Below are 13,730 nucleotides of genomic sequence, written 5' to 3' on the forward strand. Positions count from 1 at the left end.
CAGAAAAGAGGTGACAGATTTATCTCATATGGAGGTAAATCGATATAGATGAAACAAGTAGTCAAAATAGGTGTAGGCGGCCCGGTTGGTGCAGGAAAAACGATGCTTGTCGAGAAGCTGACACGGGTAATGGAAAAGGACTTCAGCATGGCAGTTGTAACGAATGATATATATACAAAAGAAGATGCGCTGTTTTTAATGAAAAATGGTGTACTTCCTGAAAATCGCATCATCGGTGTGGAAACTGGCGGCTGTCCGCATACAGCGATACGTGAGGACGCTTCGATGAACTTTGCAGCCATTGATGAATTGATGGAACTCCATCCGGAACTGGATTTGATTTTTGTGGAGAGCGGCGGTGATAATTTAGCGGCGACCTTCAGCCCTGAACTCGTTGACTTTTCCATCTATATCATTGATGTCGCACAAGGGGAGAAAATCCCCCGGAAAGGTGGCCAGGGAATGATTAAATCGGATTTATTCATCATTAATAAAACGGACTTGGCCCCGTATGTAGGAGCAAGTCTGGAAGTGATGGAGAGGGATACATTAACGACCCGAGGGGATAAACCTTTCTTTTTTACTAACTTAAAAGACGAAAAGGGATTGACTGATGTCGTGAACTGGATAAAGTCAGAGGCATTTTTTATAGGACTTGAGCGGTGAGTTGGACAGGCAGCATTCGCTTAAAGGCGGTACTGAAAAATGATCGTACAATAGTGAAGGATACTTATTATGACGGGGCATTCAAATTGTCCCGTCCTGTGTTTCTTGATGAACTTTCACCTACCTACTTTCTCATTCATGTTGGAGGCGGCTATGTAGGTGGTGACAAGTACCATCAGCTTTTTTGTTTGGAAGAAGGGGCTACAATGACGTTGACAACACAGTCTGCGACAAAGATATACAAAACGATGGATGAGCCGGCAGTGCAGGAAACCGAGCTGGTATTAAAAAAGGGGAGTTTTCTTACCTATGTGCAGGACCCTGTAATTGCCTATGAATCTGCTCGATATATTCAGGATACGACGATACATATGGAAAGCGGGGCGGGATTGTTGCTGACGGATATATTTACACCGGGATGGTCAGAGAGTAAGACGAAATTTACATATGATTGGATCCGCTCCAAACTAAACGTGTTCCATGATGGTAAAAGGCTGATAATGGACCACTTGCTTCTGAATCCTTCAGACGAGATGGACTCTGTGCTCTTATTGGAAGGATACAGTCATTTTGGCTCATTATTATTGATACATGAAGAGGTGGATGGGGAAATCATTAACGAACTGGATGAAATGCTTTCCCCGTTAAGAAGCAATGTTAGAATAGGTTTTTCCCGGCTGCCAATACGTGGTTTCATACTGCGGATATTAGCGAATCAAACTCAACAGATAGAAAAGGTATTTTCTGTTTGTGAGGATCTATTCCGAAGGAGAGTCCTGCGGGAGGATGCAATCTTTTATCGTAAATATTAGCAAAGGGAAAGGAGGGGTTTTATGGAAATGAGTTTATTGCTGGTTTTGGCGATTGGATTTGCATTAGGCATCAAGCATGCCCTGGAGCCCGATCATATCATTGCCGTTTCTACGATTGCGAGCCAAAGCAAGAAAATATGGAAATCTTCACTTGCAGGCGTATTTTGGGGAATCGGCCATACACTTACTCTTTTGGTGTTCGGTGTCATCCTGATCCTTTTGAAAAACGAAATTCCGGAAGCTTGGGCAATGTCATTGGAATTTCTTGTGGGAATCATGTTGGTTTATTTAGGTATCACGACGATTTTTTCTTGGAAGCAAACTGAGCAGCATGACCATACAGGCCGGGCTACCTATCTGAAATCGATGTTAGTGGGAATTGTCCACGGACTTGCCGGCAGTGCTGCAATGGTCCTTCTAACTATGAGTACGATAGATGCAGCGTGGCAGGGGGCAATCTACATTATCATATTTGGTGTAGGTACTTGTATAGGCATGCTTCTGTTCACCACGATTTTAAGCATCCCCTTTGTTAGAAGTTCTTCTTCCAAAAAAGTCAATCGTTCACTCATCCGGTTGACTGGTGTGATAAGCACAGTTTTCGGTATCTATTATATGTACAATCTGGGCATCAACGAGGAACTATTTTCTGTTTGGTTTGGTTGAATGCAGGCTATCATCCCAAGGGATACCGGGGGAAGGAACTCTCAAGTCAAAAGCTTGAGGGTTTTTTTGCTGCTAATAAATCAATAAACATTGCTATAACTCTTTTGAGTGGACTAGTATAATGAAATATATTGGATAATTAATCCACTTAGGTATGAGGAGGTGGCATTTAATGAAAAGGAAACCATTCCTGCTTGCACTTAGCCTATTAGCAATAACGTTAACTGCAGGTTGTACAACAAAGCAAGAACATATTTCCATTCAAAAATATGAAGGGAAAAACTACAAATTCGAAGCATATAAAGAAAAGATAGAAATGGGGAAAACAGAAAAAACAAAAGAAATAGTAAAAAATGCTGATTGGGAAGAATTTACATTGGAAAAGGATCATTCTAAGGCGGACTTCATCTTTTATTTTAATGATGAAAAAAGCGAGGGTAAAATAGCTGTATTTTATGTTTGGGTAAATACTGATGAAAATATTGTAGAATTGACGAAGGATGAACATAGCCAGTATGTACAGTTAAATAGAAAGGATTCTGAAACTATATTAAGACTGCTGCATTAATGAAAGGAGGAGATCCGTACTTTCGAAATGCCAGACAAGCATCTTTTTATTGTATTTAGAACTCTCATGTGCCCGAATATCATCAGAGTTAGAGTTATTTAACGTAGCCGGATTTTTAAGGTGTAAACTTTAGAGGGACATATGAGGAAAATTACTTTATCTAATGGAAAAACGGTGGAAGTTGAATGTTTAAGCTGTGCTTTGACAAGTGGGGAAGTAGAAGCAGAGGGTGGTGTAATAGTCGAATCTGAATATTTTATGCTCACCAAGACGTTGCATATCCCGTTGAAGGTTTAGTTATTTTAGCATCAAAACGCCATATTAAATGCGAATTAAATGAACCAGAAAAGGTTGATTACATAAACTTAATCCAAGATTAGAAAAGCTCAAAGGGAAATATTGGGGATAGAACACGTTTATTATATTTAACCCAAAGCAATACCTTCAACTCCTCAGGTATGGTTTCTATCTGAATTTTGTAACAAAGTTGATTGGAGCGGAAGGTGCGAGACTTCCAATCAAATGTACAAGCCATAAAAAAACAGTAGGTAAACTCGATTTTGATCGAGTTTGCCTACTGTCCTGAGAAACCGGACTTCAATACAAGTCGGGTTTCTTTCGTTCTGCTCAGGCTGGGTCAGTCTTCTTATTCGTTGTCCTCAATAGTGGCATGGTGCAACAACGGAAAGAGCCACCGGACTTGATGATTTCGCTTATATCGACTTCAATGACTTCGTATCCGCGTTTACGAAGCTCACTATTTACCTGTTTATTACAAGGAAGACTGAATAATTTTTTATTCCCAATCGAAAGCACGTTTGTTCCTAATGTGAATTGTTCTTCTTTAGTCACTTCAATCATGTCATAACGTGAAGCTAATAAATCCATCTCTTTTTTTGTAAAGGACTCTGGAAAAATAAGCGCCTCTGTCGGTGATATGATATTGAAAACACAATCTAAATGAAGGAACGTTTCAATGAAAGGAACCGCGATGATATCGTATTCAGGTAATAGGGTTTGAAGATGCTTGACGGATGATTCATCCGTTCTTTCACTGATTCCAATATAGATGGTCTTTCCGTCTATAAGGACATCCCCGCCCTCAATATGATTTTTGAGAAGGTTGAAAAATGAGATACCATTCGTTTCGAGCCAGGATTTCAATATTTGTTCTTCACCCTGCCTGATACCTGTTGCCAACTCAGCAACGTAAACGGTATTGCCAAGAGTGAAACCGATATCTCTCGTAAAGACTTGTTCTGGATATGTTAATTCGGGCGGAAGTTTTATGACTTCAATCCCTTCATTTTCAAGAGCCTTTATAAATTCGGCGTGCTGCTTCAAGGCAAGTGCCTGATCGATATTTTCTTCTTGAAACTCTTTTTGAGTTTCGTTAATGATCTCCCTGATTTCCATATGACGAGGTTCACAGACGATCACCCGTGATAGCTTTGAATATTCACTCGCACAATAAGCTTCTAGTTCATCGTTTATTTTGTTTACCATAAATGAGCTCCCTCTAAATATAATTGTATCTTTACTATTTCCTCTTTTTTCTAGAAAGAAACATAAAAAATAAGTCGTGGTCTCTTTAATCTTCTTTAGAGTAGATTGCTTTTTATACTGAAATAATTTACGATTTAATTTATACCTATGCAGAAGAATCCTTACTCTATTTAAAAGAGCTTTCCATGGATCGAAGGTAAAGTCATTACAGGATTTTGTTTTTTTAGATAAGGACTAATGATGGTTTAAATTTCTAAGTCCAATGGACGAATGGATAATCGTAAAACGGAACATTGACGAGCTTCCGCATTCTAAGAAATCAGGCAAATAGAATATCAAAAAAAGGGATCTAGTTTAGATCCTTTTTTTATTTGAAATATCTTCAAGATAACCCCAAATTCAAAATAATCGTAAAACGCACCTAGGGAAAAAGGATTATTTTTTTTCTGGTCGAATATATAATGAAGACGTTTTCAATATTAGGGGGAGATTGTAATGATGGATACACCATTGATCATGACTCAAATCATTGAGAGAGCTGAAAAATATTTTCCGAAGAAAGAGGTAGTTTCGCGTACGGATGGTGGAATTCACACTTTTACATATGCAGAGATTGCTGAGCGTACAAGAAGGCTGACTAGTAACCTTGAAAAATTCGGTATTAAAACAGGTGACCGGATTGGAACACTCGCTTGGAACCATCATCGTCATTTAGAAGCTTATTTTGCGATTCCTTGTCATGGTGCTGTCCTACATACAATTAATATGCGCCTGTCCCCTCAACATGTTTCTTATATCGTCAATAGTGCGGAAGATCGATTATTACTGATAGATCCGGATGTCATCCCCCTGTTGGAAGCGATTAAAGATGAGTTAACGACGGTGGAAGGATATATCATAATGACGGATAAAGATGAGCTGCCTGAAACGACCCTTTCACCTATTTATCATTACGAAAAACTATTAGCCGAAGGGAATCCGAAACAGCCATTCATTCAAACCTTGGATGAAAATGCTCCTGCCGGCATATGTTATACTTCCGCCACGACCGGGAATCCAAAAGGGGTGGTTTATTCACATCGTGGAATTTTGTTGCATGCGATTGCACTGGGGCTTGCCGATTCTACAGCTTTAAGTGAACGTGATGTGGCCCTTCCTGTAGTGCCCATGTTTCATGTAAATGCTTGGGGCATGCCTTTTGCCAGTGTTTGGTTTGGCACTAAGATGGTTTTGCCGGGACCTTATTTCACCCCAAAGATTTTGGCTGAACTTATAGAAACGGAGAAGGTCACAATTGCAGCAGGGGTTCCGACGATATGGATGGGATTATTGAAGGAGCTAGAAGAAGGCAGCCATGATACGAGCAGCATTCGCGCTGTTTTATGCGGAGGGTCGGCTGCCCCGAAAAGCATGATTAAAACATTTGAACAAAAGTATGGGATACCATTCCTGCATGCCTATGGAATGACTGAAACAAGCCCGCTCGTTTTTGTTTCCAAACCAAAAAGCTATCAGGAAGACCTCCCTGAAGAAGAACTTTATGAGTTGAAGGCTAAGCAGGGCCTTGTCTCGCCAATGATTGAAATTAAAGTGATCGGTCAGGAAGGCGAAGTAAAGCCTGATGGAAAGGAAATGGGCGAATTACTAATCAGGGGTCCTTGGATAGCGAATGAATATTTTAAAGATGAGCGGTCAGGGGATACGTTTAAAGATGGCTGGCTGTATACCGGGGATGTTGTCACGATTGATGAAGAAGGATTCGTGAAAATCGTCGACCGGACTAAAGACTTGATTAAAAGCGGGGGTGAGTGGATTTCTTCCGTAGATATAGAGAATGCATTAATGGCCCATGAAGGAATATTTGAGGCGGCAGTAATTGCAGTGCCTCACGAAAAGTGGCAGGAACGACCGATTGCCTGTGTTGTTTTGAAGGACGCATACAAGGGACAAGTGCCTCAAGAAGAAATCATCGAATTTTTAAAGCCGCAGTTTGCAAAATGGTGGCTGCCGGATGAAGTGGTCTTTTTGGATGATATTCCGAAAACGGGTGTTGGGAAGTTTTTGAAAAGGGCTTTGCGAGATCAGCTTCAGGATAAATATATCAAGAAATAGTATGTTTGTTTAATTGTAACTTTTCGCCCTATTCTGATAACGAATGAAAAATATATAATAGAGTTATAGAAGGAAAGAGGAGGAAATAAATTGAGTATTGAATCGACATCACCTGCAGGCACTGTTTTAGTCACATATTCGGACCGGAAGGCTACTGTTGCAATGAACCGTCCAGAGGCCATGAACTCTTTGAATCCGCAAATGCTGCATGACTTTATTTATGCACTTAAGGAAGTAAGTGAGAATGAAGAAGTGGACGTCGTCATTTTAAAAGGGAATGGGAAAGCATTTTCCGCTGGCGGGGATATTAAGATGATGCTCTCGCCTGGCGAAGAAAACGCTTTCGATGACCTGATGGATGGAATCAGTGAATTGGTCACCACCTTATATTTCATGCCTAAACTGACCATCAGTGCCATTCATGGTGCAGCCGCAGGGCTTGGATTGAGTATAGCTCTTGCAACCGATCATCTTATTGCAGATTCGGATAGTAAAATTGCAATGAATTTTATCGGAATTGGATTAATTCCTGATGGCGGCGGACACTTTTTCCTTGAGCGTCGTCTTGGTGAAGTAGGTGCAAAAGAGTTGATCTGGGAAGGTAAAGTGCTAACAGCGCTCGAAGCTAAAGAAAAGGGCCTCATTCATGAAGTGGCAGACGGAACCTTGGAACATGCGGTAGAGAAGAAAGTGCAAACGTGGCTGCAAAGCCCAGTTCAAGCCATGATAAAAACGAAAAAGATCCTTAGTGAAAAAAATCGCCCACTATTAATTAAGATGCTTGAGATTGAAAAAGCCGCTCAAATGAAAATGCGTCAAACAGCGGATCACCAAGAGGGAATAAAGGCTTTCGTGGAAAAAAGGAAACCGAACTTCATCGGAAAATGAATTTGAAAGGCCGTCACTTTATTGTGACGGCCTTTCTCTAACTAGTTTAAAATGATTGCGCTCCCATTAAAAATCAGCGGTGAAAAAGTAATAGTGCACCTGAAGGTGATGTACAGCGATGTGTTTGATCTTGATAGTTTTTTTCAATCAATAGATTTTGTCCCAATTCTTTTGCTTGTTCATCATTCTCGGCTGTAAATGATTCATCCAATAGTTTTTCCCCTGACGGTTCAAAAACGGTTAATTTGTATATTCTGTTCATTTTTAAAACTCCCTTTTCAATATAATACTGTCTAAAGATAGGTACTGTTATAAAAATTTTATCATTATCTGTTAATTTTGACTATTATTATGTCAGAGCAATGTATTAACACTGAGAATATTGAAGAGTAACTGTATATCTTCAATAATGATGGAAAATAACTATACCGAACAAACTTTATAGTTTTTTTCCTTTTGAATGAGAATAAAACCTATTTATACTAGAGGAATTCTCTCTTTAATGAAAATTCATAAATGATATAATAATCTTGAGGGAAAGTGTATGGATCGAAGGGAGTTTTTTTGAATGACAGTAAGAATCGTTAATAATATCACGGAATTGATAGGAGATACACCTGTTGTCAGAATTAATCATTTAACAGCGGAGGGTGACGCGGAAGTATTTGTGAAACTTGAATATTTCAATCCGAGCCGCAGTGTAAAAGATCGGGCTGCCTTCAACTTAATTAGGCAGGCTGAATTGGATGGAATCATTCAATCAGGGGCCACGATCATAGAGCCAACATCAGGAAATACAGGCATTGGGCTTGCAATGAATGCCGCGGCAAAGGGTTATCGGGCCATTATGGTCATGCCGGATAATATGTCAAAAGAAAGAATCAATATATTAAAGGCATACGGAGCGGAAGTTGTCCTCACCCCTGCATCAGAGCGGATGCCTGGAGCCATTCGTAAAGCTGAGGAGCTCGCCGCGGAGATTCCCAATAGCTTTATTCCGCAGCAATTCGAAAACCAAGCAAACCCTGATATTCACAGAGTGACGACTGCAGTCGAGATTCTAGATCAGATGGATGGAAACCTGGATGTGTTTGTCGCTACTGCTGGAACGGGAGGAACGATAACCGGTACAGGTGAAGCATTAAAAGAACAACTGCTGGATTTAAGGGTTGTCGTTGTCGAGCCTAAGGGTTCTCCTGTTCTTTCGGGCGGAAAGCCTGGCCCTCATAAATTAGTGGGTACGAGCCCAGGTTTTATCCCAAGCATTTTAAATACAGAGGTATTTGATGAAATCGTTCAAGTGGCTGATGAAGATGCCATTTCTACCATGAAGGATATGGCTTCGAAGGAAGGTATATTGATTGGACCTTCAGGCGGTGCTTCTGTCTGGACTGCCCTGCAGGAAGCTCGTCGTCTTGGAAGTGGAAAAAGGGTATTATGCATTGCACCGGATAATGGAGAACGCTATTTAAGTATGGATATTTTTAATTAATGAAAAAGACCGAATGCCGTGCATGGAACAATGTTCACGCCATTCGGTCTTTTTCCTGTTGAATTTGCCCATACTGGATCCATGATGACGTATTAAAATAATAATAAATGGGAAAGTATGTTCTGTTCATGGTAAAATTAAATGTGAAATGTTTATAGAAATCGAGGTGATACTTTTGAGCGGCGTTAAGTTCATTCATGCGGCGGATCTCCATTTGGATAGTCCCTTCTCAGGGTTGAAGGATTTGCCTTCAACTATATTAAAGGAATTGAGGGAAAGCCCGTTTAAAGCCTTTCAAAATATCATTAATGAAGCAATTTCCCATCAGGTTGACTTTATCGTGTTATCGGGGGATCTGTTTGATGGGGAAAATCGGAGTCTCCGGACACAGGTCCGCTTTCGAAGGGAAATGGAAAAACTTCAGCGACATCAGATCCCTGCCTATATCATCCATGGTAATCATGATCATCTCAGCGGCTCATGGATTACTGTGGAGCTACCGGATAATGTCCACGTATTTTCAGGGCAAACCGAAGTGAAACTATTTGAAAAAATCGGTGGGACGACTGTCCACCTGTATGGATTCAGTTATCCACGCCGTCATGTAAGGGAGAGAATGATTGAAACCTACATAAAAGCCGAAGGGGCTGATTATCATATTGGTCTGCTTCATGGGAATTTGGAAGGCAATTCCGAACATAGCCCATACGCCCCTTTTTCATTGAAGGAACTAGCTGCTAAAGACTTTGATTACTGGGCATTAGGCCATATCCATAAGCATCAGGTGGTTTCAGAAGATCCGCTAGTGATTTACCCAGGAAACATTCAAGGCAGGAACAGAAAGGAGTCTGGAGTTAAAGGATGCCTGCTCGTCGAATTCGACGGGGACACGAAGCGCCATACCTTTATTGAAACCTCGGAAGTGATATGGGAAAGTGAAACAATTGAAATATCCGCGGATGGTGGATTTGATGCCCTGTTCAAGCAATGCAAGGAAGTAATTGAAAAGAAGAGTTTTGATGGGAGAAACTTTCTTTTGGAAATGAAGCTGGTTGTTGGGGACGCAGCAGACGCTTTCGGGGAATATCTTGAGGAATTGACCCGGATTTTGCAGGAAGAGGAGCAGGGTGAATCGTTTGTATGGGTGTATAAAATAAAAGTCATCCAGTCCATGCCAATGTTTAGGTCAAATGAAAGGATATCGCCATTTATGGCTGAGGTATCGATGCTTGCCTCTGAATTTGATGATACGGAGGCTGCTCTGGCCCCGCTTTATAATCATCCGGGTGCAAGAAGGTTTCTTGATTCAATTGAGCTGGAAGAGCAGAGGGAGCTTTTGGAAGAAGCGGAAAGATGGCTTTTGCATGTGTTTGAACCGAATAAATGATTGTAGGGAGGAGGAACGGATATGATTATTAAAGACCTCCATGTTTATGGTTACGGCAAACTCGAAAATCAGCGTTTTCCTGAATTGGGACAGCTGCAGATTTTCTTTGGGGAAAATGAATCAGGCAAGTCAACCATTATGTCCTTCATTCATAGTATGCTTTTTGGTTTTCCAACAAAGGTTCAAAATGAACCGCGTTACGAGCCTAAAATGCATGCCAAATATGGGGGAAGGCTTAGTCTCATAACAAAAAAAGATGGGGAAGTCATTATTGAACGGGTGAAGGGAAAAGCTACTGGAGATGTGAAATTGACCTTCGAATCTGGAAGGGTTGGCGGCGAGGAAGAACTGAATGAGATTCTCCATGGCGTGGATAAAAACTATTACCAATCCATTTTTTCTTTCGACCTTCAAGGTCTGCAGGGTTTACATACACTAAGTGAAGGGACTATGAGTAAATATCTGCTTTCCGCTGGGTTGATTGGAAATGATAAACTTCTTGAAGCCGAAACGAAATTGCAAAAAGAGCTGGATTTAAGGTTCAAGCCATCAGGCCAAAAACCTCAGCTGAATGTGAGAATAAAAGAACTTAAGGAATTGCAGAAAAAAGTAAAAGCTTCAGAAGAAGAACAGCAGTCGTATACGTCATTACTTCAGGAAGAGGCAAAGCTTAAGGAGGACCTTTCTGAAATCACGGAAGATATTCAAGAGATTGAAGAAACACTTGTTAACATGAGTACTTTTTTGCGAATTAAACCCTTAGTTGAAGAACGGGGGAAACTTGAAACTGAAATTGGTAAAATCAAGGGTGTGAGTTTTCCAGTTGATGGTTTAAAAAGGCTTGAACAGTTACAGGCAGTAGGAATGCCCCTGAAAGCCCAACTTGCCGCATTGACGGATAAAGTGACCAAACTTGAGGGGAATCTCACGGAAATCGAAATCAAACCGTTCATCAAGGAAAATAAAGAGCAGATTGAACATGCGATCGATCAAGGAGTATTGCTGGAGAAGCTCGAGCTGGATATAAGAAAAGCGGAACATGAAAGGCTGATGGAAGAAAAGAATATCGAAAAGGTGAAACAGGAATTATTCTTGGATGTTTCTGATGATGAAATAAGAAAACTTGATATCAGTACATTCATGAAGGAAAAGGTCAAAAGGGCGGAGCGGGAAAAGCATCGACTTCAAAATGATAAAAAACAGCTTGATGAGAAATATGGACTTCAAAAGGGAAATCTGGAAACGTCAGAAGCCCGCTTGAGGGAGATTAAGGCCCAGATAATGCCAGCAGAAAAAAGAAAAGAACTGGAAGCCTTATACACCAAGCAGCATAACACCGAATTTGAAGCAGCCAAAAGCCATATTCTTGATGAACAAATACTTGAAGTTGAAAAGCAATTGGCATTACAGAGGAAGAAGGCAGCGCATCACCGCAAACGTGCACGTATAATGAATGGCAGTTTGATGGTCCTTCTATGTGTAGGTGCGATCGGAAGTTATTTCAGTGAACAGATTTTGCTGGGAATTATACTTCTGGCCATAGCTGTTCTGTTTGCGGTTTCCAGGTCTCTCTTCAAAGGAGATGATATATTGTCCGGGTATATCCGGCAATTGGATGAGCTGAAAAGGAAAAGGGCTGCAATTGGGAGTGAAACTTATAGAGGGAGTGAAGGAGAGTCGATGGGACAGTTGCTTGAACTGGACCAACGACTTCAAAGGCGGTTTGAAAGTGAAAGGTTCAAATATGAAGAAAGGGAGGAAGCGTTTGAATCGACCATTCAGGAATATGCCGCATGGGAAGCTGGCAGGGACCGATTGGATAAGGAGGTGAGAGGCATATTAAGCGGTTGGGGCCTGTCTTATCCCGGAGTTGATTTCAATCTTGAATCTGTATTTGAACTGCTTGAGAAATGGAAGGAAGCCGTTGACAGGAAATATGAAACGATCAAGAGATACCAATTTCTATATGCTGAGTTTGAAGGTAAATCGAAGGCTTTATTCCATTTTGCACACAGCCTTGATTTTGAACCATCCACATGGCGGGAAGCGATTGGGCTTTTGAAACGGGAAATGAATAGGACGGTTGAATTCTCCGTTCAACTAGCACAATGGATGCAGGAACAAAGTCGTTTGACGAACGAAATCGAGCAGCTGACGATGGAAAAGGATTATCTTGATGCGGAAATGGAACAGCTATTTAAGTTAGCAAAGGTCAGGGATGAGGAAGAGTTCAGACATGACGCTGCCTTGTCCGAAAAGAAAGTCACTTTACAAAAACAACTTGATTTGATTACCATTCAAATTGGGCAATCCGGAATGCAGCCAGAACAAATCCAAACATACTTAAAACAAGGAATCACCACATATACATTTGAAAACTTGGAAAGGAGACGGAAGGATTCTGTAAAGGTGAAATCACTTTTATTAGAGAAGCAGTCGGATGCGAAGCATAGGATAAAACAGCTTGAAGCTTCAGGGATTCATGATGACTTACTTCATCGTTTTTATGAAGAGAAAGCTGCTTTTAACGAAGAAGCAAAGGAATGGACGAAATTGGCAATAGCCAAAAGCTTATTGAATAAGACTTTGGATCGATATAAAAGGGAACGCCTTCCGAAGGTCATCGCTGATGCGGATCGGCATTTTGCCTTTTTAACGAATGGGAGCTATCGGAAAATCATCCTTGATCAGTCGGGAGAAGGAATTTGGGTACAGCGCAGTGATGGCTTGAGTTTCAGGGTTGAAGAGGTCAGCCGCGGGACAGCAGAGCAAATATATGTTTCCCTAAGGCTTGCACTTGCTGATCATACTTTTGAAAATGATTCATTCCCTCTCATCATTGATGATAGTTTCGTCAATTTTGATGCGGAAAGGACAAAACGGATGCTTGAGTTATTGAAAAAAGTATCGGAAAAGCGGCAAATTTTCTTTTTTACTTGTCATCGATATGCAATGGAACATTTTACCGAAAATCAAGTAATTCGTCTACCCACTCCCGTATTGCGCCAAAATATGAATGATTTGATCATCCCCGAAATATAATGGGATTTATACTATAAATAAAGAGAGTGAAGTCATTGAATATGAATGAGTTTGTAAGCCACCATGATTCTTCTTTAGAGTTAATCATCGAAAAGGAGTTTCCTGATAAACGATGTGTTGGAGGGAAATATTCTGCCAAAGGACATACCATTACTTTATATAGTAGAGATATCGAAATTCAGTGTGAACGCTCCCTAGGCTCACTTGAAATGCTTGAAGAATATACATGGGTGATTCTCACACATGAGTTGGGCCACGCGCTAGACCCCGATCTTGCTGTACTTAGTGACCAGCTATACAGTACAGAAAAATCAGAAATCCTTTATCAAATAGAGGTCAATGCCTGGAACATCGCAGAAGGTTTAGTACCTTTTATCGATCAGGATTTATTTACCTTCATTAGAGATGAATCCCTGGCACATTGTACAAATCGCCTGCTGGTCGGTTAAAAGGCTCTCCAAATGGAGGGCTTTTTTATTTTCCGCTCAATCTAGTTAGGAGATTTCGACAAAGGATTTCCCGGAGGGGGAGCAAGGACAGAATCTTTTGTTGGGCAAGTTAATACACTGAACTAAATTTTTTTACATTAAT

General features: G+C 40.8%; 13 protein-coding genes. 11 read left to right on the forward strand and 2 right to left on the reverse strand.

Features of this window, described 5'->3' with window-relative positions; all coding sequences use genetic code 11:
* The first annotated feature begins 48 nt into the window (after positions 1-48).
* The 5 genes from ureG to QUF78_RS27760 all read left to right on the forward strand — a co-directional run bounded on the left by ureG (position 49) and on the right by QUF78_RS27760 (position 3,009).
* A complete protein-coding gene (gene ureG, locus QUF78_RS06525; protein WP_289324040.1) occupies positions 49-666 on the forward strand; it encodes an urease accessory protein UreG in 618 nt (205 codons plus the stop codon).
* Complete coding sequence (locus tag QUF78_RS06530; protein ID WP_289324041.1) at positions 663-1,478, forward strand: urease accessory protein UreD; 816 nt, start codon at positions 663-665, stop codon at positions 1,476-1,478. The genes ureG and QUF78_RS06530 overlap by 4 nt, the downstream gene beginning before the upstream one ends.
* Positions 1,479-1,499: 21 nt before the next feature.
* Positions 1,500-2,144 (forward strand): urease accessory protein UreH domain-containing protein, encoded by a 645-nt coding sequence (locus QUF78_RS06535; RefSeq protein ID WP_289324042.1) that lies wholly within the window; start codon positions 1,500-1,502, stop codon positions 2,142-2,144.
* Between the two features lie 172 nt (positions 2,145-2,316).
* On the forward strand, positions 2,317-2,712 hold the full coding sequence (locus QUF78_RS06540; RefSeq protein WP_289324043.1) for a hypothetical protein: 396 nt from the start codon (positions 2,317-2,319) through the stop codon (positions 2,710-2,712).
* A 141-nt stretch (positions 2,713-2,853) separates the two neighbouring features.
* On the forward strand, positions 2,854-3,009 hold the full coding sequence (locus QUF78_RS27760) for a hypothetical protein (protein WP_353957894.1): 156 nt from the start codon (positions 2,854-2,856) through the stop codon (positions 3,007-3,009).
* Between the two features lie 330 nt (positions 3,010-3,339).
* Here the strand turns inward: QUF78_RS27760 and QUF78_RS06550 are convergent, their stop codons facing one another.
* Positions 3,340-4,218, reverse strand: coding sequence for a dimethylarginine dimethylaminohydrolase family protein (locus tag QUF78_RS06550; RefSeq protein WP_289324044.1), 879 nt, complete (start codon positions 4,216-4,218; stop codon positions 3,340-3,342).
* A 495-nt stretch (positions 4,219-4,713) separates the two neighbouring features.
* Between QUF78_RS06550 and QUF78_RS06555 the strand changes: the two genes are divergently transcribed.
* Together QUF78_RS06555 and QUF78_RS06560 are read left to right on the forward strand one after the other, a co-directional pair.
* On the forward strand, positions 4,714-6,330 hold the full coding sequence (locus tag QUF78_RS06555) for a long-chain fatty acid--CoA ligase (protein WP_289324045.1): 1,617 nt from the start codon (positions 4,714-4,716) through the stop codon (positions 6,328-6,330).
* Between the two features lie 96 nt (positions 6,331-6,426).
* Positions 6,427-7,218, forward strand: coding sequence for an enoyl-CoA hydratase (locus tag QUF78_RS06560; RefSeq protein ID WP_370016987.1), 792 nt, complete (start codon positions 6,427-6,429; stop codon positions 7,216-7,218).
* Between the two features lie 73 nt (positions 7,219-7,291).
* On the opposite strand, the gene QUF78_RS06565 is transcribed toward QUF78_RS06560, so the two are convergent.
* Complete coding sequence (locus QUF78_RS06565; protein ID WP_289324047.1) at positions 7,292-7,480, reverse strand: YhzD family protein; 189 nt, start codon at positions 7,478-7,480, stop codon at positions 7,292-7,294.
* 306 nt (positions 7,481-7,786) lie between these two features.
* On the opposite strand from QUF78_RS06565, the gene cysK reads away from it, so the two are divergent.
* The 4 genes from cysK (at position 7,787) to QUF78_RS06585 (ending at position 13,588) form a co-directional block, all read left to right on the forward strand.
* A complete protein-coding gene (gene cysK / locus QUF78_RS06570) occupies positions 7,787-8,710 on the forward strand; it encodes a cysteine synthase A (RefSeq protein WP_289324048.1) in 924 nt (307 codons plus the stop codon).
* Between the two features lie 148 nt (positions 8,711-8,858).
* Positions 8,859-10,097, forward strand: a complete 1,239-nt coding sequence (locus QUF78_RS06575; protein ID WP_289324049.1) for a metallophosphoesterase family protein — start codon at positions 8,859-8,861, stop codon at positions 10,095-10,097.
* Between the two features lie 21 nt (positions 10,098-10,118).
* Positions 10,119-13,139, forward strand: a complete 3,021-nt coding sequence (locus QUF78_RS06580) for an ATP-binding protein (protein WP_289324050.1) — start codon at positions 10,119-10,121, stop codon at positions 13,137-13,139.
* Between the two features lie 41 nt (positions 13,140-13,180).
* Entirely contained in the window at positions 13,181-13,588 is a 408-nt protein-coding gene (locus QUF78_RS06585; protein ID WP_289324051.1) for a hypothetical protein, read from the forward strand.
* Positions 13,589-13,730: the final 142 nt, after the last annotated feature.

The sequence above is a fragment of the Peribacillus sp. ACCC06369 genome, from assembly GCF_030348945.1.
Taxonomy (GTDB): Bacteria; Bacillota; Bacilli; order Bacillales; family DSM-1321; genus Peribacillus.